Genomic DNA, 21,754 nt, shown 5'->3' on the forward strand with positions numbered 1-21,754 from the left:
TGCAGCCTAACCTCGGCCCTCGCGGGAACCCTCATTCGCCGCGAAAAACCGGCTCCCTCTTCTCGCGAAAGGCCGCTTGGCCCTCCCGATAGTCGGCGCTCCGGAAGCAGGCCTCGACCAGATCGGCCACGGCCTGCGGATCTTGTTGCGTCTCGGGGCGGCCGAGTTCGGCCAGCGCGCGCTTGGCGGCGCGCAGCGTGAGTGGCGCGTTGCCGGCGATCATGGCGAGGCGGCCGGCGAGTTCGTCGTCGAAGCGCTCCTCCGGCCAGACCTGGTTTACGATCCGAAGCTGGGCGGCCTCGTCGGCGTCCACGATCCGGGCCGAGAGCAGGATGTCGCAAGCCACTGTGAAACCAACCTTCTGCACCAGGGTGCGCACGCCCTCAAGGCTATAGCCGAGCCCGAGTCGGGCCGCCGGAACCCGGAAACGCGATCCGGCCGCGGCGAACCGCAGGTCGCAGGCCATCGCCAAGCCCATGCCGCCGCCGAAGCACGCGCCCCTGATGGCGGCCACGGTGGGCTTGGAGACGTTCATCAACGCCGCATCGCCCCGCGCGACCGCGTCGTCGTAAGCTACGACGCCCGCCTCGGTGTCGCGCGCCTCGCCGAACTGGGAGATGTCGGCTCCCGCGCAGAAGGCGCGGTCCCCAGCACCCGTGAGCAGAATCACCCGGACCTCCCGGTCATTCTCGGCTTCGGTCACGAGCTCCGGGAGCAGGCGCCACATGCGGATCGTCATGGCGTTGCGCCGGGCGGGATTGTCAATCGACAGCTCGGCGACGCCGGCGCGCACCTGGTAGCGGATCGTCGGCTCTTCCATCACACCACTCCCGCGCGACGGAGGCGCTCGATGTCGCCGGCGCCGTAGCCGGCTCGCGCCAGCACCTCGTCCGTGTGCTCGCCTGGATCCGGCACGGCGCTGACCACGGCTGCGGGCGTGCGGGACAGCTGCACCGGCTGGCCGACCACCCGGATGTCGCCGCGTGCCGGATGGCGGACGGGCGCGGCGATCCCGAGATGCTGGACCTGCGGGTCGGCGAACACCTCGTCCATGTGGTAGATCGGGCCCGCCGGGACGCGCTCGCGCTCCAGCCGCTCGAGCCATTCGGCCGAGCCGCGCTGACGGAACACCTCCGCCAGGATCTCGCGCAGTTTCGGCCGGTTGCGAAACCGGTCCGCCTGGGTGGCGAATTGCGGATCCTCCAGCAGATCCGGGCGCTCGATGGCCCGGCAGAAATTCGCCCAGTGCCCCTCGCCGCCGACGCCGATATTGATGAAGCCGTCCGCCGTGGCGACGACGCCCATCGGGGTGGAGTAAGGGTGCTCGTTCCCGGCCTGCCCGGGGACCTCGCCGTCGACCAGGTACAGCGCGGCCTGGAAGTCGCAGAGCGCGATCTGGGCCTGCAGGAGCGAGGTATGGACCCACTGGCCCTCTCCCGAGCGCTCGCGCTCCTGGAGGGCGACCAAGATCCCGGTCGCCGCGTAAAGTCCCGCCGCGCTGTCGGCCACCGCCACGCCGGCGCGGACAGGGCCTTGCCCGGGAAGGCCCGTCACCCACATCAGCCCGCCCATGCCCTGCGCGATCTGGTCGAAGCCGGCGCGATCCCGATAGGGGCCGGTCTGGCCGAAGCCCGAGATCGAGGCCAGGATGATGCGCTTGTTCACCTGCCTCAGGGACTCGTAGTCGATCCCGAGCCGATCCTTGACGTCCGGCCGGAAGTTCTCGACGACGACGTCCGCGGTCTCGACCAGGCGCAGGAACACGTCGCGGCCTTCGGGCCGCTTCAGGTTCAGCGTCAGCGAGCGCTTGTTGCGATGCAGGTTCTGCATGTCATAGCCGTGGCGGGGCCCGGACATAAACTCGTTCGGGTCGACGCCGGGCGGCGCCTCCACCTTGATCACGTCCGCGCCGAAGTCGGCCAGGACCCGGCAGCATGTCGGGCCGGCCCTGACGCGGGTCAGGTCCAGGACGACCAGGCCTTCGAGCGCCCGCGAGGGGTCAGGCGTCGTCATGCGCGCATCTCCGAAACACGGGTGGATGACGGGTCCGCGGCGAGGCGGGCTTCAAGTTCCATCGCCAGCGCCAGGAGCGCGCGATCCGATCCTGGCGGCCCGACCAGTTGCACTGCAAGCGGCGCGCCCGCCTCGTCCGCGCCGGCCGGGACCGCGACCGCCGGCCAGCCGAGCAGGTTGACGAAACGCGTCAGGGCGGAGAGTTCGTAGAGCGTCCGCGCGCTGAACTCCGGCGAGGCGGGGTCGCAGGCTGCGACGGTCGGCGTCTCGATCCGCATGACCGGAAGCAGGATGGCGTCAGCCCCTTGCAGGATTCCGGCGGCCGGGGTCCCCCGGAACGCGGCCATGGCGGCGCGCGCCTCCGCGATCTCGGCGGCCGGGAGGGCGGCGCCCTTGGCCAATCGCCGCGCCAGAGTTCCGGGCAGCGCTCCGCTCGCCAGGAGAGCCCGGTGCTGTTCGGCCGCTTCGGCCTGCAGCAGCATCAGGCAGGGGCCGTCGCACCGATTCAGCAGCCGCAGCAGGTCCAGTGGCGCGGACGGGACGGGCAGGGCATGCCGGGCGGCGTCGGCCGCGCGCGCTACCGCGGGCCGGCATTGGGCGACGACGTCCTCGGCGACTGCGACGCGCCGCATCGGTCCCGAGCCGGAGGACGCGAACACCTCCCCGAGACGCGCCAGCACCGCGCAGGACCCGGCCAGGAATCCGATGCTGTCCAGCGAGGGCGCGAGCGGCATGGCGCCGTCCACCGGAACGAGCCCGTGCGTGGGCTTCCATGCGGCCACCCCGCAGGCCTGCGCCGGAATGCGCAGCGATCCAGCCGTGTCCGAGCCGACGGCGAAATCCACCAGCCCCGCCGCGACCGCCACGGCGGAGCCGGACGACGACCCTCCGCAGATGCGGTGGGCCGAGCGAGGATTGACGGGGCGGCCCAGCGGCTCGTTCGCACCCGAAGGCTCGAAAGCCAGGGGCGTCATCTGGGTGAAGCCGACCCGAAGCGCGCCCGCGCGGTCGAGGGTGTCCAGCACGGAGGCGGCGGTGGCCGGCGCCGCGCCCGGGGGCTTCGGCAGCCCGCACCCGGGCGCGCGCCGCGGCGCGTCGAACATGTCCTTCGCCGCGTAGGCGAGGCCGGAAAGCGGCCCTTCGGGCGCGGGCGCCAGCTCCCGTGCGACCTCGACGAAGCATCCCAGCCGCGCGCCAGCCTGCCGGATCCACGCCAGACGCTCCGGCGAGGTCGTATGCGGGGGATTTGAGGGGGAGGACGCCGCGGCCGACATCGTCAGTAGGACCGCGGCATGCCGAGGACGTGCTCGCCCACATAGGCCAGGATGAGGTTGGTCGAGATCGGCGCCACCTGGTAGAGCCGCGTCTCGCGGAACTTGCGCTCCACGTCGTATTCGGCCGCGAAGCCGAACCCGCCATGGGTCTGCAGGCAGGCGTTGGCGGCCTCCCAGGACGCGTCTGCGCACAGCAGTTTGGCCATGTTGGCCTCCGCCCCGTAGGGCTGCCCGGCGTCGTGCAGCGCGGCCGCCTTGTAGCGCATCAGGTCGGCGGCCTGGGCGTTCACATACGCGCGGGCGATCGGAAACTGGACGCCCTGGTTCTGGCCGATGGGCCGGTCGAACACCACCCGCTCGCTGGCGTATCGCCGCGCCCGGTCGACGAACCAGAAGGCGTCGCCCACGCACTCGGCGGCTATCAGCACGCGCTCGGCGTTGAGGCCTTCCAGGATGGTCTTGAAACCCTTCCCTTCGGCCCCGACAAGGTTCTCGGCCGGCACTTCGAGGTTGTCGAAGAACACCTCGTTGGTCTCGTGGTTGACCATGTTGCGGATCGGCCGCAGCGACATCCCGTCGCCCAGCGCCTGCGCGGTCTCGACGAGGAACACGGAGAGGCCTTCGGACTTGCGGGCGACCTGGTCCAGCGGGGTGGTGCGGGCGAGCACCAGGATCAGGTCCGAGTGCTGCACGCGGGAGGTCCAGACTTTCTGGCCGTTGATGACCCAGCGGTCGCCCTTGCGCACCGCGGTCGTCTTCAGCTTGGTGGTGTCGGACCCGGTGGTCGGTTCGGTGACGGCCATGGACTGCAGCCGGAGCTCGCCGGACGCGATCCGCGGCAGGTAGCGCTCCTTCTGCTCCGCGGAGCCAGCCCGCAGGAGCGTGGACATATTGTACATCTGGCCGTGCACGGCGCCCGAGTTGCCGCCGGACCTGTTGATCTCCTCCATGACGATGGAGGCTTCGGTCAGGCCGAGGCCGGACCCGCCGAACTCCTGCGGGATCAGCGCCGCCAGCCAGCCGGCGCGAGTCAGGGCGTCGGCGAATGTTTCCGGGTAGCCGCGTTCCTCGTCGACCTGGCGCCAATAAGCGCCGTCAAAGCGGCTGCACAGATCGCGGATGGCCTCACGAAGGTCGGAGTGGTCGTGAGCCGAAGGCATGGAGATGGGCATCGGAACATCCCTGTGTCCGCTGCAGTACACGCTATTTGGCGTTTTGCTGGAATGAGAATTGCGGGAACTCAGATTTCCAGATCTTCGAAACCGGCGGACCGTGTGTCCTCGCGCCGTGCGTCCGAGACGCCCAGCAGTTCGGCCATGAGCCGCGCCGCCGGTGCATCAAGCGGATCCTCGGCCGAGATACAGATCTCCAGCGCGCGATTGGCCCAGGGTTCGTCCAAGCGAACGAGCCGCAAGCCAAGCGCGTCGGCGAGCGGCCGCAGCGCGTCCTCGGGGAGGATGCCGACGCCCAGGCCATGGCGGATCATCTGGCACATGACCTCGAAGCTGCGGACCTGCACGCGCAGCTTCAGGTAGCGTCCGGCGTCCCGGGCGCGTTCGGTGATCAGGCGATGGATCGCCGTTCCGGCGTCGAGCGAGACGAGGTCCTCGTTGAACAGCGTCTCCAAAGTCACGCAATGGCGGCTCGCCAGCGGATGGTCGGCCGGGACCGCGACGGCCAGCCGGTCCTCCGTGTACGGATAGGTGAGCAGTCCTTGCGTCGCCGCCCCGCGGACGATGACGCCGATGTCCGCCTGGCCGCGCTGGATGGCCTCGATGGTCTCGACCGTGGGGCGCTCTTCCAGGTCCAGCTTGATGTCGGGATGCGCCTTGGTGAAGCGGGCGAGATCCGAAGCGAGGCGCTGCACCAGGGCCGAGCTGGAGCCGAAGACCCTCACGCGGCCGCGAACGCCGCTGCGGTGTTCCGCCATGTTCGCCGCGAACTGGTCCGCGAGCCGCAGCACGATGCGCCCGTAGCGCAGCATGGTGAGGCCCGCAGACGTTGGCTCGACCCCGTGCGGCTTGCGTAGGACTAGGTCGGCCCCGGCCTCCCGCTCCAGCAGCTTCACCCTCCGGCTCGCGGCCGACACGGCGAGGTTCAACTGCTCGGCTGCGCGGCTGAGGCTCTTGGCTTCGCACATGGCGACGAACAGGCGCAGGCTGAGAAGGTCGTGCCGGAACATGCCGCGATGATGCTGGCCCACGGCCCGCCGCGCCAGCATCATTGCTCGAGGGCGCGCCCAATCGGCCCCATTTAGGGGCGCGGAGCGGCCGGCCTACTCGGGAATTCCTTACGCAGAACTCCCCGGCGCTGTGGAGCGACAGGGAGTTTTCAGCACGTCGACGATGAATGTCAGGGAGGCTTGATGACTTTGAAGCACGTGAGAGTCCAAAGTTGCCTGAGCGCAACCGCCAGTCCGGCCGCTCGCCTGCTCCGGCTGCGTATGAGGCTCGTTCTGCTTCGCCAAAGCCTGCCAGCGCTGTCCGGCTTGGTATCGCCAAGCCATCCGCCCCTGGTCATCGAGGGCGAAGAGGCTCAGCCAGCCGTTCTCGAACAGGGGGCGGATGTCGGGATGGCGCTCGAGTATCGCAATGATGGCCTGCCGCGGAGCTTCGACAAGGACGGATAGGCGAAGCGGCTCGTGGACCAGATGGGCCCCGTTATGCACGGATTGCCAGGGCAGGCCTGCACGCAGCAGCCCGCCATTGCCTTCGACCACGCCGATCCCGCCAGTCACGTTGTGGAGGAGCTTGTTACCCGCGCCGAACGTCTCCGGGGCGACGCTGGACCCGTAATACTGCAGGCTGATCCAGCTCGCGACCACTACAGGCGCGGTCAGGATGAGCTCGAGCACCCCGAAATCCTCGTCCCGCCGCCAGTCATAGTCGTGCAGGAAGACGCGGCCCTGCAGGTTGCGTCCCTTCGTACGCCGGCGTGGAGCGGCGATGAAGGCTTGGCACCCGGCAAGGCCCCATTCGGGCCGCAGCTCCGCCCAGTTCCGCGCACGCCGCCTGATGTCCCCGGAGCGGCCCGACCCTGGAAGGCGGAGCGCCCGTTCTCCCCGCGCAAGCGCGCCGGCGGCGGCGAACCAGCTTTTCACCTGGGCAAGAAGCTTGGCGTGGCCGTTTCTGGGACCGTCGCAGTCGTAGAGTGTGACGCTGTCGGTTGTCGTGTCGTGAAGAGCGGCGACGAAGAGCGTATCCTGCGGGATGACGACGCCTTGTTCGGCCAAGCCGGCGCGTATGTCCGGCTCGTTGAGGAGCCGTGCGAAGAGGCGGGCGTTCACGTCCCCCGCGTAGCCGCCGCAGGCGCCGCATTGGAGAGCACTGGCGTGCGGGTTGTTCACGACGCCCGCGCCATGTCCGGCCAACACCACGATCCGGGCGAAGTCGCCCGTCAGCGACATCGCCTTTAGGACCCTAGCGGCCATGTCGAGCCGAGATTCGAATGGCAATGCGGGCTCGAAGCGCGGCGCCGGGCCCCCCGGCGCCTCGACCGGCGCGAGGCTCAGGCCGTCACGCAGCAGCTTTCCGGCGTAAATCGGACCGGCCGCCTCAACGAAGGCGAAGGAGGAGATGGCGGCCAGCCGGAAGCGGCCCCACGCCCGCTTTGCCCGGGCCGCCACGCGCGCCGCCCGCTCCCGGGCTGCGCCGCCTGACGACGGATCTCCCGCGCAGGTGAAGAGGCCCGGCTTCAGCAAAACCGGCGACCGCGACTCAGCCGCTTCACATCCGAAACGACGATGCGACAGGCCCAGGCCGAAGAAGCCCGCGAAACCCAGCGTTTGGATGCCGGGGTCCAGGCTCTCCAGTGCGCGCCGGAATATCTCGGAGCGCACGTCGATGCAAAAAGCCATCTGAAGGGTCGGCAAGGTCGGCGCCGTCGCGGCCGTCGAAGAGCCAAGCTCGGCCTGCAACCGGCGTTGCGCGGCGCGCTCTACCGCGTCCTGGAGAACGGCGTCCACGACGTCGTCGTGCGTGGGAGCCAGCGGCCGGGCGTGCGCGGCGATCGTCTTCCGCCATCCGTCCTGCAACAGCAAGCCTTCCTGGAGAAACAGCGCTTCCTCCCACAGGATGCGAATGGCCAGGATCTCAGTCACGGCGTCATCGGCCTCGCCGGCCAGCTCTGCCTCCCAGAGCCGGAACCGCGCAAACTGCGCCCAACCGCCGAGATCCATCAGCAGCCGGTGAAAATAGGTGTCTAGCGCCGCCTCGGTCAGGCCCAGCCGCGCGACGGCGCGCGCCAGCGCCTGTGCGGCTGTCTCGGGCGCGCCAGCGACCGTGGCGGCGAAGCCGCGAAGGCCGGCGATTTCCGGTGTAATGTCGTGCGTAGCGAAGACGCGCCAGGCCGGATAGGGGCTTCCTTCCCGCGGGGCGGCCCAGAGGGCCTGGCCCTTGTCGAAGTATCCGGCCGCCCAGTGCCCGATGCGCTCGGCGATCAGCCCTGGCCAGTCGACGCCGCCGGCTTCGCGCGCGAGGTCGGCGACAGTGGGCAGCGCCCTCGGCGGCGGCGGCTCCTGCCTAACGGCTTGCTTCAGCAAATCCAGAGTTCGCGGTCGGCGCTGCTCGTCGGCGGCGCCCAGCGCGGCCGCGAGGTCCGCGTCGATGATCGCGCCCTCCCTTATCCGCTCGCCGTACCACGCGCGAGGCATGGTGATCCTTGCACCGGCGACCCGCCTCAAGCGGGCCGCCGCGTCGGGAAGCGGTTCGCCAGCCTGGCCCATGAACACATTCACGGCCACGCTGGAGGAAAGGGGCCAGAGGGGCGGAATCGCGCGGGCCGCGCGGTCCGCCGCCGCGACGATCGCCTGCTGCGTCGGCCCGGACAACGAGGACGGCGACGAAATGGGTTCAGAGGTCATCAGCATGGGGTCACCTGTCATGGATCGCGAGGCAGGCTCAGAAGGCCTTGCGGACAAGCCAGCCGCCGAGCAGCCGATCAAGGAGCGCGTTCGCATAGAGGCCATTGGATAGGTGGACGCGCAGACCCGTTGCGGCGGGATGGCGCGACCAGAGCGGGAGCAGCATCTGCGCGATCGCGACAAGGCCGAAGCTCAGGATGGCAAGGCCGATGAGCGTCCATTCTAGGCGCCCAGGCGCGGGCGTGGCGGGAAGCGTACCGGCCGTCAGCCTCTCGGCCATCGTGTGAAGCGTGAAATAGCCGAGAGCCGAAGCCAGAGAGGCGACCGCCGTTCTGCGCGTTAGTGCGCGGGGGGCGGCATCGGCGAGGCCCTGCGCGAGGAGATAGGCCACTCCGAAAATCAGGATCGCCCCCAGTGCGAGCGCCTGCGGCGGCCTGTGCTCGAGCCCGAAGACAGCCCCGAAGGCCGCGCCGATCGCGGCATAGATGGCGAGCGCCGCAAGGCAGGCGCGCCCCACCGCGGCTACGTTTGGCGTCGCCACCGGGCCAGGCCGCGCGATGGACGCGACTCTCTCCACCGCCCCGCCCGCGGCCAGGAAGGCGTGCGCCTTATAGAGCGAGTGGGCCACGAGATGGAGCAGCGCGAGGGGGAAAAGCGCCAGGCCGCATTGCAGGATCATGAAGCCCATCTGGGCCACGGTGGACCAGGCGAGCGAGGTCTTCACCGCAGTCTGCGTCAGCATGACCACGGCCCCGAACAGGGCCGTGAAGCCGCCCACGATGGCGAGCACGGCCAGGATACCCGGCGCCGCCAGCATCAGGTCGGCGAAGCGGATCAGCAGAAAGCCGCCGGCATTCACGACGCCGGCGTGAAGCAAGGCCGAGACTGGCGTCGGCGCTTCCATGACCTCCGTCAGCCAGCCATGGGTCGGGAACTGCGCGGATTTCAGGATGGCGGCGAGTGCGAGGAGGCCCGCCGCGGCCAGGGCCGTCCAGGGCGCCTCGCCTGCCCGGGCGGCGGCGTTGATCGTGGCGATGTCGGCGACGCCGTAGGCGATGACGAGGAGAGCCGCAGCAGCCACAAGCGCCATGGCTCCCCCGCCGGAGGACACCAACTTTTTGCGCGCGGCGCGCTGGGCCGAGACCCGCCCGGGATAAAATAAAAGCAGCCGGTCGACGCACAGACTCACGCTCAGCCATGCGGCGACGAGTTGCACGAGGTTGCCTGACTGGACGAGCAGCAGCACCGCCGCGAGGGCGACGCAGAGCGTGCCCGTGAAGGCGCCCTGGCGGGGCTCGCCGTTCAGATAGGTCCGGCTGTACCGGACCACCACCCAGCCAACGAAGGCGACCAGCGGGAGCATCGTGACGCTCACGACATCGATCCGCGCGGACAGGCCGATCCCGCCAGCACCCAGAAGAGGGCTGACGACTGGCCCTTCGGCCCAGAGAACGACAAGAGAGCCGAGAGACACAACCAGCGCGAAGAGGGCGGCTCCCTCCGCCAAAGCTGCAAGGAAGCGCGGTCGCCGCCCGGCGGAGAGTCGTCCGAATAACGCGACGATCAGAAGTGGCAAGGGGGCGACGAGCGGTGTGAGGGCAAGGAGCATGGGTCACCTCCGGCAGTGACCCCCGGCGTAGCGCTTGGCGTTCCAGAAATTAAATGCATTGTTTGTCTCAAAACGTTCGTTAACATCGAACGATGGCGGCCCTGAACTACAATCACTTGCGCTACTTCTGGGCCGTCGCTCATGACGGAAACCTGACGCGCACGGCGGTCCGCCTTAACCTCACACAGTCGGCCCTTTCGGTTCAGATCCGCAAACTCGAGGAGCAGCTCGGCCATCAGCTCTTCGAACGGCGTGGCCGGCAACTCCACCTCACCGAGGCGGGGCGGATCGCGCTCGATCATGCCGACGCGATTTTCGCGACGGGTAAGGACCTGCTCTCGACGCTGCTGCAGGTCGGCGCGGCCCGTCAGGCGCTACGGGTGGGGGCGTTGGCCACCCTCTCGCGCAATTTCCAAATGGCCTTTCTGAAACCCGTCCTCGGGCGAAACGACATCGAGCTCGTCTTGCGCTCGGGCGGGGCCGGGGAACTGCTGCGTTCGCTCGAGATGCTCAGCCTCGACGTTGTGCTCACCGATCAGGCGCCGGCGCGGGACGCGCTGACGCCATTCGTCACGCACCGGATCGCCGAGCAGCCCGTGAGCCTCGTCGGCACGCCCGCGCGCCTCGCCGTCGCGGCCTCCCTCGCGGAGCGCCTGCGCACGGAACCGCTTATCCTGCCTCACAGCGGCAGCAGCATCCGCGCCGATTTCGACGCCTTGACGGACCGCCTCAACGTCCGTCCGCGCATTGTGGCCGAGGTTGAGGACATGGCCTTGATGCGCCTGCTCGCGCGCGAGGACCTTGGCCTTGCCGTCCTGCCGCCCATCGTTGTGAGGGACGAGATTGCCACGGGCCTGCTGGTGGAGGCCGGCAGGCTCCCGGGCATCGTCGAGACCTTCTACGCAGTCGCCGTGGAGCGCCGATTCCCGAACTCGCTCCTCCGCGAACTCCTGGCCGAGAAGGCGATCTGACGCCGAGAGATGCAAAGCCGCAGAGTGGGTCAATGATCGTCCCGAACACCGATCCAAAGCGCGTTCGTCGAGAGCCTGAAAGGCCGCATCCACGACGAGCGCGTGAACGAGCACCTGTTCCGGGGCATGCCGGCGGCCCGTCGGATCATCGAAGCTTGGCGGATCGACTTCAGCGGCCGCCGGCTTCACACGAGTCTCGGCGGCCGCACCCCAAACGGGTTTGCAGCCCGGTCCAAACAGGACCACACCAGAACGGATTTGATGATAAACGAAGCATCGAGGGGATCAGGTCAATCCGCGCCGAAGAACCGCACCAAATCTGGAAGACACATGTTGCGTCTTAAGTCTCAACGCTGGCTCGTTAGAATCTGACTCGCTCACTTTGGCAGCCTGGCTCTTGGTGAGTCTTGCCAGTGCGGCCGCACTTGCGGCTGCTGGAGCGAGCAATGCTCAGGGCGATGCGCCCGTCGCTCAGATGGATCAGATGACACAGCAGAATGCTGCGTTGGCCGAAGAGAGCGCCGCATCGGCGTCGGCGCTGGCCTCGCAAATCGAGCGGCTGAACGAGATTGTCTCGATTTTCCAGACGCACGAGGGGCAACGGGCGCGCCCAGTCCGCCTGCCTGCGAAGCAGCCCTCCAGTTTACAGCGAAGGGCGGAGAAGGCTTCTGCACCAAAGCCAAACCGCGCGGCTCCAACGACCCGCAAGGTCGCAGGCGGAGGCTGGGACAAATTCTAAGTTGATTCTGCGGGCCGCTCCTACGGAGGAAGGCAGACGTAACCCATTTCTGCTTGGGGGTAGAAGCAGATCTAAGATTCTAAACAGCGCAGAAAATACTCAACTTTCGGTGGTTGCGCGTCCCCGCAACCAACACTCCCAAAACTCCCCGACGCTCCCCAGCGCCGGGGAGTTTTGCGTTTTGGGACCTGGCCCCAGCCTCCGCGACCCAATGCAGCCCTGTCATTTCGCCATTGCCGTTGAAGGAATCCGCGCCGGCCCACACCGCCCCGGCTGCGCTCGCACCGCCTCGCGGCAGGATAGCAGTGACTCCGGTGCGGACAGCCTTCGCCCCATCCCCTTCTACGAGCGTGGTGAAGCCGACTTCCAACCCGGGCACGTCAGTGATGGCGTTCCACGGTCCTGGCCGGTCGGGGAAGGGCGAACCAAGATCCCGTGCGCGGGCTTTGCGGGTCATGATCAGATCTCCTTGCGACCCCGAACAATCGCAAGGATGTCCTTTGGGTCGACCCCTGTCGCCATGCTGGAGAAATCCCCGTCCGGCATTTCGACGGGGGTGCCTACGAGGACGAGGAAGCGACGGCTGACCGCGCCCATGTGGATGTCCGAGACCACGGCCCTGCGGCTTTCGATCACCTCCCGGTCAAACTGTCTGAGGACAGGATTGCTGGGAGAAAGCGAGGCGCCTGGACGCGAGTTGGTGTTGACAATGGCGCGCCGACCCTCTTGCGGAGCATGTGGCCGGCCACGCCGACTTCGAGCGCGGCCACCCGACCCTCCACCTCGTGTTCGGGGATGAGCGGCGATTTGGGCGAGGCCAACTCGCCGTCTACGATGTGCAGGTCGGTTCGGCGAACTCCACAGGCCTGCACGGCGATCAGGATCTCGCCGCAGCCCGGACGCGGACAAGGCCGACGCTCGACGCACAGCGGCGCCGCCGCCTTGTCCAGCACCATGGCTGTCCTCTCGAGCATGGCGATGCTCACCTCCCGGCGAGAGCTACCGTCCGGCCTGCATCGTGCGAGGGGGCGCCCGCCAGCTCAGCGCGCAGCTCCACGATGTCGTTTTCGGGGAGGGTCTCGCGCTCGAAGAGGCGGAACGCCCATCGGTCGAGCAGGTCGCGGCGCTGGTCGAGAATGCGCCGGGCGCTCGCCTCTGCCTCGGCGACCAGTCGAATGATCGCGGCGTCCCGAGCCGCCGCCGTCTCGTCGCTGAGCGAGGCGCCGCCGGCGGTCAGGCGGAATGCGGTCGTCGGATCGGACGCATCCTCGAATACCGCTTCGCCCAGGCTCGGCTCCATGCCGTATTGGGTCACCATCGCACGCGCGATCTCGGTCGCCTTGCGCAAGTCGTCGGATGCGCCGGTCGACACATCGGCGAAGACCAGCCTTTCGGCCGCGCGCCCACCCAGCAGGACCGCCATTTTCGCCTCCAGCTCGGACCGACGCATGAGATAGCGGTCTTCGGTCGGCACTTGCAGCGTATAGCCCAGGGAGCCGATGCTGCGCGGAAGGATGGTCACCTTCTTGACGACGTCGAGCCCAGGCAAGCAGAGCGACACGAGCGCGTGACCCATTTCATGGAAGGCCACGATCTTGCGTTCAGCGGCGTTGATCAGCCGGTTGCGCTTCTCGGGTCCGGCGACGATGCGCTCGACCGCAGAGACGAAATCCTCCGGAGCGACCTCCTTGGCCCCTCGCCGGGTCGCCATGATGGCGGCTTCATTCACCAGATTGGCCAGATCCGCCCCGGTGAACCCCGGGGTCAGGGCCGCGATCACGCCCGGATCGACGCTGGGGGCAAGCAGGATCTTGCGCAGGTGCACCGCCAGAATGGCTTCGCGTCCCGGCTTGTCGGGCCGGTCCACGATGATCTGGCGGTCGAAGCGACCGGCGCGCAGCAGAGCGGGATCCAGGATCTCCGGGCGGTTCGTCGCGGCCAGCAGCACGACCCCGGCGCTCGGATCGAAGCCGTCGAGTTCGCTCAGCAGCTGGTTCAGGGTCTGCTCCTTCTCGTCGTTGGCGCCGGCCACGCCGAGCAGCGCCCGGGCGCGACCGAGCGCATCCAGCTCATCAATGAAGATGATGCAGGGCGCGCTGCGCCGCGCCTGGTCAAAGAGATCCCGCACGCGCGCCGCGCCGACGCCGACGAACATTTCGACGAATTCGGATCCATTGATCGAGAAGAAGGGCACGCCGGCTTCGCCAGCGACGGCCCTGGCGAGAAGGGTCTTGCCGGTGCCCGGAGGCCCGACGAGAAGGACGCCCTTCGGAACATGCGCTCCGAGCCGGCCAAATGTCTTCGGGTCGCGGAGGAAGGCGACGACCTCCTGCAGCTCCTCCTTCGCCTCATCCACCCCGGCGACGTCGCTGAACCCAACCTTGATGCCCTTCTCCACGAAAATCTTGGCCTTGCTCTGGCCGATGGACATCAGGCCGCCCATTCCCGAACCGATCCGGCCCAGAACCAGGCGCCATATCCAGAAAAAGATGAGCGCCGGCACGATCCAGCCCAAAATCGTTCCGAGCCAGCCGCTCTCCGCGACGCCCGAGAAGGGGACGCCCGCCGCCTCCAGCTCCGACGCGACTTCAGAGGGAACCCTGACGGCCATGACGGACTTGCGCCCGTCGCTTCGGGGCTCCTTCAAGGCGCCCTGCAGATACCGGTCGGCGACCGAGACCTGCGCGATCTTGTGGTCCTTGAGCAGGGCCTGGAATTCGCTGTAGGGGATGGTTTCCACCTCCCGCCAAACGCTCCAGACCTGCTGCAGCAGCAGGCCGCCAACCACCATCATGATGATGAAGCTGAGGTCGAGCTTGCGGGTCTTGTCCACGTTTCGCGTCCTCAAGGCCGTCACTCGGGCAGGGGGGCTTCGTCGGCGTCCGTGGAAGGGAAGAATTCACCGAAGGGGCGCGAAGCCTCGCGCGCGAGGCCGAGGCTCAACGTCCCGATCAGACCTGCGTCGATGATCGCGTTCGCGCCCGCGACGGCGAGCGCATCGAACACCCGTTGGGGTCCCGTGTCGGCGCAGGCCAGCATGGCCTGCGCCACATCCGCCCCGGAGGCGAGCGCGCGAGCCTGGCTCGCGGCGATCTGGCGCGCGAGGGCGAGGGCAGCCCGGGTCGCTTCGTGCGGCGATCCGGACACGCTCGTCTCCGCTGAAGGATGTGTGCTGGGGACTGTCATGGCATCGATCCGTGGAGACCTATGGCGCAAAGCCGGGCGGCTCGCGACACGCCAAGAGAACGATGCATGAGTCTAGCCAAGCGCGGACCAGTCCGCATTACGATGGATCAATAGTCATATCCCCACGCCGAAGAGGAGCAGGGGCGCTCGACGAGGTATCACCGAGGATGCGCTCGGCGACCGTGCGTTGCGGCCGCCGGCTGGACGCCCATGCGCCACCCGCGGCGGGCCATTGACCTGGAGGATCATCGCCATGCCGTACCGCGATATCGAGGATCTGCCGCCGTCCGTGCGCGATCATCTCCCCCGTCATGCTCAGGAGATCTTCGTGGCAGCGTTCAATCACGCTTGGCAGGCCCATGCGGATGATCGTGACGCAGAAGGAATCGCCTTCCGGATCGCCTGGAGCGCCGTCAAAAAGGGCTATCGCAAAGCCGGGGGAAGCTGGGTCAAGATCGCGCCGGAATAAGGCGACCGTCAAAGCATACCGACAAGGATCATCGCCCGATGTAGGAGGCCAGGAGGATCACAGCGAGTTGGTGTCTGCGGGAGGCGGCGGTGGGAGGGGCTCAGTGCGTTCGCCTGTCAGTGCATTGAGATGGATCATGGCGCCGACACGGAATTGCGGCATAATCATCCTCAGTTACGCGTCGCAGAATTCAAATATAGACGTTACCACCCCACATACTGCCTGAAATGAGATAGTATTGAGCCGTCCCTTAGAGTCCACTCGTTTTACCGAAAGACCAATATTGTAAACTGATGGTATATCTGCTTCAAAAAATGTAACCCGCAGGGATGATAGACGGGTCGGGAGTCGCCTCCGAGCCTGAGATCCCGAATGTGACATCGGTGAGGGATGAGGGAGAAGAGCAATGAAACGGCGTGTAGATAGGATCGCCTCATTGTGCGGATCCGATGGGGCGCTGGTCATGCCTCTCACCAGGCGGGATGAAAAGATCGAAACTGACATCATGGCGCTGCTGGCGAACGACCTGATCGAAGTTTCTGGCGCCAGTAAAGGCAAGTTGGGCTCGATTGCCTATCGGCTGACGTTGGGGGGGCGGGCTCTTGCGGATATGCGGCCCATCCGCCAATTGAGGCATGGCCGAGAATGGAGTGCTGGCCCGGTCTGGACCGATCGCCACCGTGTCTGAGCACGCCGCCGGTGAACCGGCGTAGGAGTTGTGCGCCGAGCGTCAGGCTCTCGCTCGTGTGGCCATGGGAAAGCAACGCCCCTGCCTCGCTGGAGATGCTGGTGAGCGCCTCGGCCACGATTGGTTCGACCAACGGCGAGATCCGCGGCCGGCGACGATCGCCTCTCGGTATTCGACATGCCGCTCAACTGCCGGTCAACTGCGAAGTTCGCCACCTGTCCGCACGAGCGCTTCGCGCAAGGACCGCTCCCGAGCGCGCAGAGCCGGGCTGATCTCCACGCAATAAGGCGGCCTGAGCGGCGCAAGCCCGAGGACGGCTTCTGGGAAGCGCGCCATTCTGTCCTTCGCGCGCGTCCGGATCGACCCTACTGCCCGGTTCACGGCTTCGAGCATGCGCCCGTCTTGCATAGCCGGCTGCAGCAAGGGTTCACCAACGACGAGCTCATCATGCAAGGCGATGATATCCCGCGTATAAACACCATGGCGATGCTGGCGGTACACCTGCTTTCGGCAAGGCAGCGAGTGCTTACCGGCTGCGAGCTTCATTCGGCCCTTTCCGCCGTATTCCGTAAGCTTGTAAGCGAAATCCAAATCAGGGGCGTCGGATGAGACGCTCATGGCGGTTCCAACGCCGAAAGCGTCAATGGGGCACTTCGCGGCCACCAAGGCGTCGATCTTGGTCTCGTCCAGCCCGCCGCTGACGAAGATCTGGATGTTCGCCAATCCGGCCTGGTCGAGCATGATGCGAGCTGCCCGGGAGAGATAGTCCAAGTCGCCTGAGTCGAGCCGAATGCCCCTGAGCGTGCGGGGCAAGCGTCCGCTTTCGATGAGACGAACGATCTTTTCAAGGGCGTGCAGCGTATCGTATGTATCCACGAGAAGAATGGTGGTGGGATAGAGGTGGGCGAAACGCTGGAAAGCCTCGCCCTCGCTATCAAACGCTGCGATGAAGCTATGGGCGACCGTACCGGTCACGGGTAGCCCGTAGATTTGTCCAGCCAACACGTTCGAGGTCGCCGAAACACCCGCAATCGCAAAAGCCCGAGCGCCCTTGAGCGCCGCATCGAGGCCTTGCGCGCGGCGGGATCCAAAATCGACCACCGGCCGCCCGGCTGCGGCTTTCACGATGCGCGCCGCCTTGCTTGAAAGCAATGTCTGCAGCCCGATCTGGTTCATCAGAAAGGTTTCGACGATCTGGGCCTGACCGATCGGGGCAGTGACCTCCAGAATGGGTTCATTCTCGAAGACCAGCTCGCCTTCGGGAATGGCGTCGATGTGACCAGTGAACCGAAGCCGAGCGAGGTACTCAAGGAATTTGGGCGGAAACAATCCCAGACTTCGCAGGTGCTCTACATCCTCCGGTGAGAACCGCATCTTCTCGACTTCGGCCAAAGCATCCGCAAGCCCGCAAGCGACGAGGTAATTGCGACCGGGCGGCAGTTTGCGCACGAACAGACTGAAGGTCGCCGGCTCGCTCATCCCAAGGGCCCAGTAGGCATGCAGCATGGTGAACTGGTAGAGGTCGGCGAAGAGAGGGAGCGCCATGGTGCATACCTCGTCAGACTTCCGTGAGGAACACGCCCGCATCAAGAATTTCCATGCGAGTGGCGGCGGAGCCTTCGGGGCTAAGCCCGCGCGTACATTCCGTGAGCAGATGCGTCTCAAAGCCGGCTGCGGCGGAGGCCAAGGCCGTGGCGCGCACACATATGTCTTCCGCAAGCCCGCCGATCCAGACCCGTCGGACGCCTCGGCCCCCAAGCCAATCCGCGAGCCCGGTCTCGTCAAAGGCGGAATACTGATCGCGGTCCAACCGAGTGCCCTTGGTGACCAAGACGAAGCCCGGCGGCAGTCGGAGGGTGGGGTGGAAGGCGGCGCCCCGGGACCCTGCGAGGCAGTGGACAGGCCAGGGGCCGCCATTCGGAACGAAACTTGGATGCTGGGCGGGATGCCAATCGGCCGAAGCAACAATGGTTGCGTCGCCTTGGACCGCACGGCTGATCCATCGGTTTGCGGCTGGAACCACATGATCTCCATCAGGCACGGGGAGCGCTCCGCCTGAGCAGAAGTCATTCTGGAGATCCACCAGCAGCAGAGCGTCTTTGGGTGTGAAAGTGGCGGTCATGGATGTCGTCCCGTCGCGCCCCCGCCGGATCGATGATTTTGATTCGGCGCCCTCGCTGAGGGAGGGCAGGATCGGGATGGTCGCTCGCCGTCATGGTCAGATCATGGAGAGCCTGTTGGCGGAAGAGCCAAACCCGCCGTGTGAACCCGCCGCCGTGCTGGCGTTGTTGAGCGCCCGTGGCGCCCTCGTGGAGCTACGTGAAACGAGGACGTCGTGGGTCTTCCTGACGCCGGGCGACGTTTTCAAGCTGAAAAAACCCGTGCACGACAAAGATCTCGATTTCCGCACGGCGGACGCCCGCCGCCGCAATTCGGAAAACGAGGTTCGCCTGAACAGGCGACTTGCGCCCGACACTTATATCGGGGTCGTTCCGGTCGTCCGGATCGGCGAGGCGCTAGCCCTGGGAGGCGAGGGACGCGTCATCGATTGGCTCGTCCACATGAAGCGCCTACCCGAGGGGTTGTTCCTCGACAATCTTGCGCGCGGCGGCAGAATTCCAAGACATCGCGTCGAGATCTTGGCCCATCGGCTCGCTGAGTTCTATGCCGCGGCGCCGACGGCCAGCGCGGATCCCGAAGAGTACCGGGCGCAGATCAGGCGCGAGATCCTCGAGGCGCGCGCAACGCTGTCTCACGCGCGGTTCAACTTGTCGCCATCGTTCCTGCGACGCATCATCGGAGCCCAGCTCAGGTTCGTGGGCTCCCGATCCGATCCGGTTTGCCGACCTGTTGAGATGGGGCGCATCGTAGAGGGGCATGGCGACTTGCGTCCCGAACATATCTGGCTGGGAGCGCATCCCCTCGTGATCGACTGCCTGGAGTTCAGCTATGGATTGCGCTGTGTCAGTCCTTTCGACGAGCTCGCCTATCTGGGGCTCGAATGCGACCGCCTGGGCTCCGGCTTCATCGGTCCCATTCTGATCGAGACTGCGGCCGAACGCCTGGGTTACCGCCCGCCCTCTGCGCTCCTGGCTTTCTACCGGAGCCTTCGAGCCATAATGAGAGCGAGGTTCTCTCTCCGCCACCTCCTGGAGCCGAGCCCCCGACAGCCGGAAAAATGGCCGCCTCTAGGGCGCGCGTATCTAAGATTGGCCGACCGCGCCGCCAGCGAGCTCAGCTGATTCGATCCCGGAGCCTCACCGTCCCGCAAAGACCTCCGCAGGCCTCCAGGCCCGCGGCCTCAGTCACCGATGTCGCCGTGAGCTGGTGAGCATCGGTTGCAGCCGCATGTCTGTCCTGTTAAGCTTTGCTTTGACGCTCCGAAACGTGATGAATACTTTTTCCTAGACCCTGTACGACGCCGCACGGGACGCTGGCCGCATTGTGCCGAGATCGGCCGCGTAATGGGCGGAGGCGACTGGGGCTTGGCCGCGCGTCGCCAAACCGGCGCAATAGAGCTTGGAGCGGGATTGTCCTGACAACGAGGCCGCTCTCAGCGGACCTCAAAGGGAGGTCGTGATGCCAGTCTTCATCACCCAAGGGCGGTTCACTCGCGAGGCGGTCGCCGGCATGATCATGCGTCCGGAGGACCGTTCTGAAGCTGTAGCCCAGCTCTTCGCGAAGTCGGGCGGCAAGCTCCTCTCCTACTACATGACTTTCGGCGACTACGACTTCATGCTGGTGTCTGAAGGCCCGCAGGAGGGCGTGGCGACCGCCGCCATCATCGCCGCCGCGGCCGGCGGGGTCACGGATCTGAAGACCACGCTCGCCATGACGGGGAGCGAGATGAAGGACGCCTTCGCCAAGGCCGCCCCACTGGCGGCGAGTTTCCGGGCGGCAGGCCAAGCCCGCGCCTGAGGCATCCGGTCCGGCTGCAGGTCATTTTCAGATCCGGCCGCCGCTGTCCCGGGACAGCAGTTCTGCGTTCTGGGCAGGAGCTGAAGCTTGGGCGATTTCTCAGCCCTGCTGCAAGGGCGCGGCCACGGATCCGGCTGAGAATGCGCAAGGCGCTCGGCTGCGGGGTGATCTATCGCTGCGTCCCAGGAGATCAACGTGGACCGCAGGAGCCCCGTGATGACCAGCCTCGCCCTCGGCGATCCGCCGCTCAGACGGCTCTTCGGTGAACTCGACTACGCGGCGCGGGCGGGTTCGGAACGGCTCCGCCAGATGTCCGAGTCCTGGACGGCGTTGCGAGGCGCCAGCCTTGCCCCGTCCTGGGAGGACGCGCAGCGCGCTGGGTTCCCTGCCTTTCCGTGGGGGTTCGCGTTTCGGGCCGCTGCCGGCAGGGACTACGATCGGCTGCACGCCGGTCCGCAGGCGGAACAGCTGCTGGGCGGCTCCTTCGCAAAGCTCGGATCAGCGCCGAACAGGCGCATGTCGGTCCGGCTGCGCAGGCTTTTCGATGCCGTGCTGGCGGCCGGGGAACCTGTCCTGGCGCGCGCGGATCGCGCGGGGACGAAGCGGGAAGACCTGGAGATCCTGGTTCTTCCCGTCTCCACCGCGGGCGGGGCGGTCGACGCCGTGGTCGGAGGTTTCGCGCCGGAGCCCAGGAGCCAGGCGGCCGCAGGGGCCAGGCGCCCGGCGGCCCTGCGCCAGGCGCGCGACGACGCTCCCCTCGTTTTCGCGCTCGGCGCCTCCCACGACTTCGGGCTTGCGGTCGCGCACGCGCTCGGCTGCGAGCTCTCCGAGCATGAGGAGCGGGTGTTCGAGGACGGGGAGCACAAGGCCAGGCCGCTCCGTCCCGTCCAGGGTCGCTGTGCAATCGTGGTCCACAGCCTGCACGCCGACGAGACGCAGAGCGCCAACGACAAGCTCTGCCGCCTGTTGTTCTTCATCGGCGCCCTCAAGGATTCTGGCGTGAGACGGGCAAGGGTGATCGCTCCGTACCTTTGCTACGCGCGCAAGGACCGGCGGACGAAGCCCAACGACCCGGTCAGCACACGCTATGTCGCTCAGCTTTTCGAGGCGATGGGCGTCGACGGGGTCTCCACCGTCGAGGTCCACAACCCGGCGGCTTTCGAGAACGCTTTCCGGGTCCCCAAGGTCCATGTCGGCGTGCACGAGGTCATGCTCCCCTATCTGCTGAAGGCTGCGCGGGGTGAAAGGCTCGCGGTGGTCTCGCCGGACACGGGCGGGATGAAGCGCGCCGAGGCCCTGCGCCTGGCGCTCGAAGAGGCGACCGGGGAGGCGATCTCCAAGGCGTTCATGGAGAAGCAGCGCAGCCAGGGAGAGGTGTGGGGTGACCTGTTCGCCGGCGACGTCGCCGGCCGGACGGCCGTCATCGTGGACGATCTCATCAGTACGGGAGGCTCCATGGCCCGCACGGTGGCGGAGTGCCGGAAGCGCGGCGCCGCGCGGGTCTTGTGCGTCGCTGCCCACGGCCTTTTTATCGGCGGCGCCTCCGCCCTCTTTGCATCCGATGCGGACCGGGTCGCCGTCACCAATTCCGTCCCTCTGACGGCCGATCTGATGGCGCGCCACACCGACCGGATTGACGTGCTGGACGTCAGCGGCGCCGTCGCGACGGCCGCCAGGGAGGCAGGCTGGCTGAGTGACCTCAATCACTGAGGCCCCGAAGGCGAGACCGTCTCACCAAGTCGGCGCAGAAGAGCGATGACCTGATCGTCTGAGGTCTGACTGAATTCGTGGTATGCGCCGCTCACTCCACGCCGATTGCAGCGGGCCACCACGCTCAGAGCAGGACTCACCCGAGCGCTGGCATTGGTTCGGTGGAACAGCCAGTGAGGAGCCTTCCGACCCGCTGATCCATTCAACACTGTCGCAAGAAAACGTACTTCGCGCCGTGAGAGGCGGGGCGGCGGTGCCGGCGAAACTGATCCGGGTCAGCGTCGCATCTCAGCGCTCATCCCATACTGACGTCCTC

The 21,754-nt window shown here is 67.0% G+C and carries 18 protein-coding genes and 2 pseudogenes; 7 read left to right on the forward strand and 13 right to left on the reverse strand.

Features of this window, described 5'->3' with window-relative positions; genetic code table 11:
- Window positions 1-31 precede the first annotated feature (31 nt).
- The 7 genes and pseudogenes from ABEG18_RS24970 to ABEG18_RS25000 form a co-directional block, all read right to left on the reverse strand.
- Window positions 32-820, reverse strand: a complete 789-nt coding sequence (locus tag ABEG18_RS24970) for an enoyl-CoA hydratase (protein ID WP_406855729.1) — start codon at window positions 818-820, stop codon at window positions 32-34.
- A complete protein-coding gene (locus ABEG18_RS24975) occupies window positions 820-2,013 on the reverse strand; it encodes a CaiB/BaiF CoA transferase family protein (RefSeq protein WP_406855730.1) in 1,194 nt (397 codons plus the stop codon). Before ABEG18_RS24975 ends, ABEG18_RS24970 begins: the two co-directional genes overlap by 1 nt.
- On the reverse strand, window positions 2,010-3,116 hold the full coding sequence (locus ABEG18_RS24980; RefSeq protein ID WP_406855731.1) for an amidase family protein: 1,107 nt from the start codon (window positions 3,114-3,116) through the stop codon (window positions 2,010-2,012). Before ABEG18_RS24980 ends, ABEG18_RS24975 begins: the two co-directional genes overlap by 4 nt.
- A 173-nt stretch (window positions 3,117-3,289) precedes the next feature.
- Window positions 3,290-4,459, reverse strand: coding sequence for an acyl-CoA dehydrogenase family protein (locus ABEG18_RS24985; protein ID WP_406855732.1), 1,170 nt, complete (start codon window positions 4,457-4,459; stop codon window positions 3,290-3,292).
- 68 nt (window positions 4,460-4,527) lie between these two features.
- The gene (locus ABEG18_RS24990; protein ID WP_406855733.1) at window positions 4,528-5,508 is read right to left on the reverse strand and encodes a LysR family transcriptional regulator; all 981 of its coding nucleotides are present in this window, start codon (window positions 5,506-5,508) and stop codon (window positions 4,528-4,530) included.
- Window positions 5,509-5,748: 240 nt separating this feature from the next.
- A pseudogene (locus tag ABEG18_RS24995) lies at window positions 5,749-8,154 on the reverse strand (YbcC family protein); the annotation flags it as partial.
- Between the two features lie 31 nt (window positions 8,155-8,185).
- Entirely contained in the window at window positions 8,186-9,757 is a 1,572-nt protein-coding gene (locus ABEG18_RS25000) for a proton-conducting transporter membrane subunit (protein WP_406855734.1), read from the reverse strand.
- Window positions 9,758-9,849: 92 nt separating this feature from the next.
- On the opposite strand from ABEG18_RS25000, the gene ABEG18_RS25005 reads away from it, so the two are divergent.
- On the forward strand, window positions 9,850-10,728 hold the full coding sequence (locus tag ABEG18_RS25005) for a LysR family transcriptional regulator (protein ID WP_406855735.1): 879 nt from the start codon (window positions 9,850-9,852) through the stop codon (window positions 10,726-10,728).
- 48 nt (window positions 10,729-10,776) lie between these two features.
- Window positions 10,777-10,995 (forward strand): annotated as a pseudogene (locus ABEG18_RS25010) (integrase core domain-containing protein); the annotation flags it as partial.
- A 551-nt stretch (window positions 10,996-11,546) separates the two neighbouring features.
- On the opposite strand, the gene ABEG18_RS25015 reads toward ABEG18_RS25010, so the two are convergent.
- From ABEG18_RS25015 to ABEG18_RS25030, 4 genes are all read right to left on the reverse strand, one after another.
- Window positions 11,547-11,924 (reverse strand): P1 family peptidase, encoded by a 378-nt coding sequence (locus tag ABEG18_RS25015; protein WP_406855736.1) that lies wholly within the window; start codon window positions 11,922-11,924, stop codon window positions 11,547-11,549.
- Window positions 11,925-12,099: 175 nt separating this feature from the next.
- Entirely contained in the window at window positions 12,100-12,423 is a 324-nt protein-coding gene (locus ABEG18_RS25020; RefSeq protein WP_406855737.1) for an alcohol dehydrogenase catalytic domain-containing protein, read from the reverse strand.
- Window positions 12,424-12,449: 26 nt separating this feature from the next.
- Window positions 12,450-14,300 (reverse strand): ATP-dependent zinc metalloprotease FtsH, encoded by a 1,851-nt coding sequence (ftsH, locus tag ABEG18_RS25025; protein ID WP_406855738.1) that lies wholly within the window; start codon window positions 14,298-14,300, stop codon window positions 12,450-12,452.
- A gap of 20 nt (window positions 14,301-14,320) precedes the next feature.
- Complete coding sequence (locus ABEG18_RS25030; RefSeq protein WP_406855739.1) at window positions 14,321-14,614, reverse strand: hypothetical protein; 294 nt, start codon at window positions 14,612-14,614, stop codon at window positions 14,321-14,323.
- 292 nt (window positions 14,615-14,906) lie between these two features.
- Between ABEG18_RS25030 and ABEG18_RS25035 the strand changes: the two genes are divergently transcribed.
- Window positions 14,907-15,122: a ChaB family protein gene (locus ABEG18_RS25035; protein ID WP_406855740.1), complete on the forward strand. Its 216-nt coding sequence runs from the start codon at window positions 14,907-14,909 to the stop codon at window positions 15,120-15,122.
- 463 nt (window positions 15,123-15,585) lie between these two features.
- Complete coding sequence (locus ABEG18_RS25040; protein WP_406855741.1) at window positions 15,586-15,810, forward strand: hypothetical protein; 225 nt, start codon at window positions 15,586-15,588, stop codon at window positions 15,808-15,810.
- A 195-nt stretch (window positions 15,811-16,005) separates the two neighbouring features.
- On the opposite strand, the gene ABEG18_RS25045 is transcribed toward ABEG18_RS25040, so the two are convergent.
- Together ABEG18_RS25045 and ABEG18_RS25050 are read right to left on the reverse strand one after the other, a co-directional pair.
- Complete coding sequence (locus ABEG18_RS25045; RefSeq protein WP_406855742.1) at window positions 16,006-17,355, reverse strand: nicotinate phosphoribosyltransferase; 1,350 nt, start codon at window positions 17,353-17,355, stop codon at window positions 16,006-16,008.
- Between the two features lie 13 nt (window positions 17,356-17,368).
- On the reverse strand, window positions 17,369-17,932 hold the full coding sequence (locus ABEG18_RS25050; protein WP_406855743.1) for an isochorismatase family protein: 564 nt from the start codon (window positions 17,930-17,932) through the stop codon (window positions 17,369-17,371).
- Here ABEG18_RS25050 and ABEG18_RS25055 point away from each other — a divergent pair.
- The 3 genes from ABEG18_RS25055 (at window position 17,931) to prs (ending at window position 21,438) form a co-directional block, all read left to right on the forward strand.
- Entirely contained in the window at window positions 17,931-19,052 is a 1,122-nt protein-coding gene (locus ABEG18_RS25055; RefSeq protein ID WP_406855744.1) for a hypothetical protein, read from the forward strand. The genes ABEG18_RS25050 and ABEG18_RS25055 overlap by 2 nt on opposite strands.
- 337 nt (window positions 19,053-19,389) lie before the next feature.
- Entirely contained in the window at window positions 19,390-19,728 is a 339-nt protein-coding gene (locus ABEG18_RS25060; protein WP_406855745.1) for a GYD domain-containing protein, read from the forward strand.
- A 216-nt stretch (window positions 19,729-19,944) separates the two neighbouring features.
- Window positions 19,945-21,438, forward strand: a complete 1,494-nt coding sequence (gene prs, locus ABEG18_RS25065; protein ID WP_406855746.1) for a ribose-phosphate diphosphokinase — start codon at window positions 19,945-19,947, stop codon at window positions 21,436-21,438.
- The last annotated feature ends 316 nt before the right edge of the window (window positions 21,439-21,754 follow it).

This window comes from Alsobacter sp. KACC 23698 (genome assembly GCF_045348435.1).
Taxonomy (GTDB): Bacteria; Pseudomonadota; Alphaproteobacteria; order Rhizobiales; family Beijerinckiaceae; genus Alsobacter.

Coding starts and splice junctions, on each gene's coding strand:
- prs (WP_406855746.1), top strand. CDS start 19,945: ATGACCAGCCTCGCCCTCGGCGATCCGCCGCTCAGACGGCTCTTCGGT.
- ABEG18_RS24975 (WP_406855730.1), bottom strand. CDS start 2,013: ATGACGACGCCTGACCCCTCGCGGGCGCTCGAAGGCCTGGTCGTCCTG.
- ABEG18_RS25035 (WP_406855740.1), top strand. CDS start 14,907: ATGCCGTACCGCGATATCGAGGATCTGCCGCCGTCCGTGCGCGATCAT.
- ABEG18_RS25015 (WP_406855736.1), bottom strand. CDS start 11,924: ATGACCCGCAAAGCCCGCGCACGGGATCTTGGTTCGCCCTTCCCCGAC.
- ABEG18_RS25040 (WP_406855741.1), top strand. CDS start 15,586: ATGCCTCTCACCAGGCGGGATGAAAAGATCGAAACTGACATCATGGCG.
- ABEG18_RS24980 (WP_406855731.1), bottom strand. CDS start 3,116: ATGTTCGACGCGCCGCGGCGCGCGCCCGGGTGCGGGCTGCCGAAGCCC.
- ABEG18_RS25045 (WP_406855742.1), bottom strand. CDS start 17,355: ATGGCGCTCCCTCTCTTCGCCGACCTCTACCAGTTCACCATGCTGCAT.
- ABEG18_RS25020 (WP_406855737.1), bottom strand. CDS start 12,423: ATGGTGCTGGACAAGGCGGCGGCGCCGCTGTGCGTCGAGCGTCGGCCT.
- ABEG18_RS24970 (WP_406855729.1), bottom strand. CDS start 820: ATGGAAGAGCCGACGATCCGCTACCAGGTGCGCGCCGGCGTCGCCGAG.
- ABEG18_RS25005 (WP_406855735.1), top strand. CDS start 9,850: ATGGCGGCCCTGAACTACAATCACTTGCGCTACTTCTGGGCCGTCGCT.
- ABEG18_RS25050 (WP_406855743.1), bottom strand. CDS start 17,932: ATGACCGCCACTTTCACACCCAAAGACGCTCTGCTGCTGGTGGATCTC.
- ABEG18_RS24990 (WP_406855733.1), bottom strand. CDS start 5,508: ATGCTGGCGCGGCGGGCCGTGGGCCAGCATCATCGCGGCATGTTCCGG.
- ABEG18_RS24985 (WP_406855732.1), bottom strand. CDS start 4,459: ATGCCCATCTCCATGCCTTCGGCTCACGACCACTCCGACCTTCGTGAG.
- ABEG18_RS25055 (WP_406855744.1), top strand. CDS start 17,931: ATGGATGTCGTCCCGTCGCGCCCCCGCCGGATCGATGATTTTGATTCG.
- ABEG18_RS25000 (WP_406855734.1), bottom strand. CDS start 9,757: ATGCTCCTTGCCCTCACACCGCTCGTCGCCCCCTTGCCACTTCTGATC.
- ABEG18_RS25060 (WP_406855745.1), top strand. CDS start 19,390: ATGCCAGTCTTCATCACCCAAGGGCGGTTCACTCGCGAGGCGGTCGCC.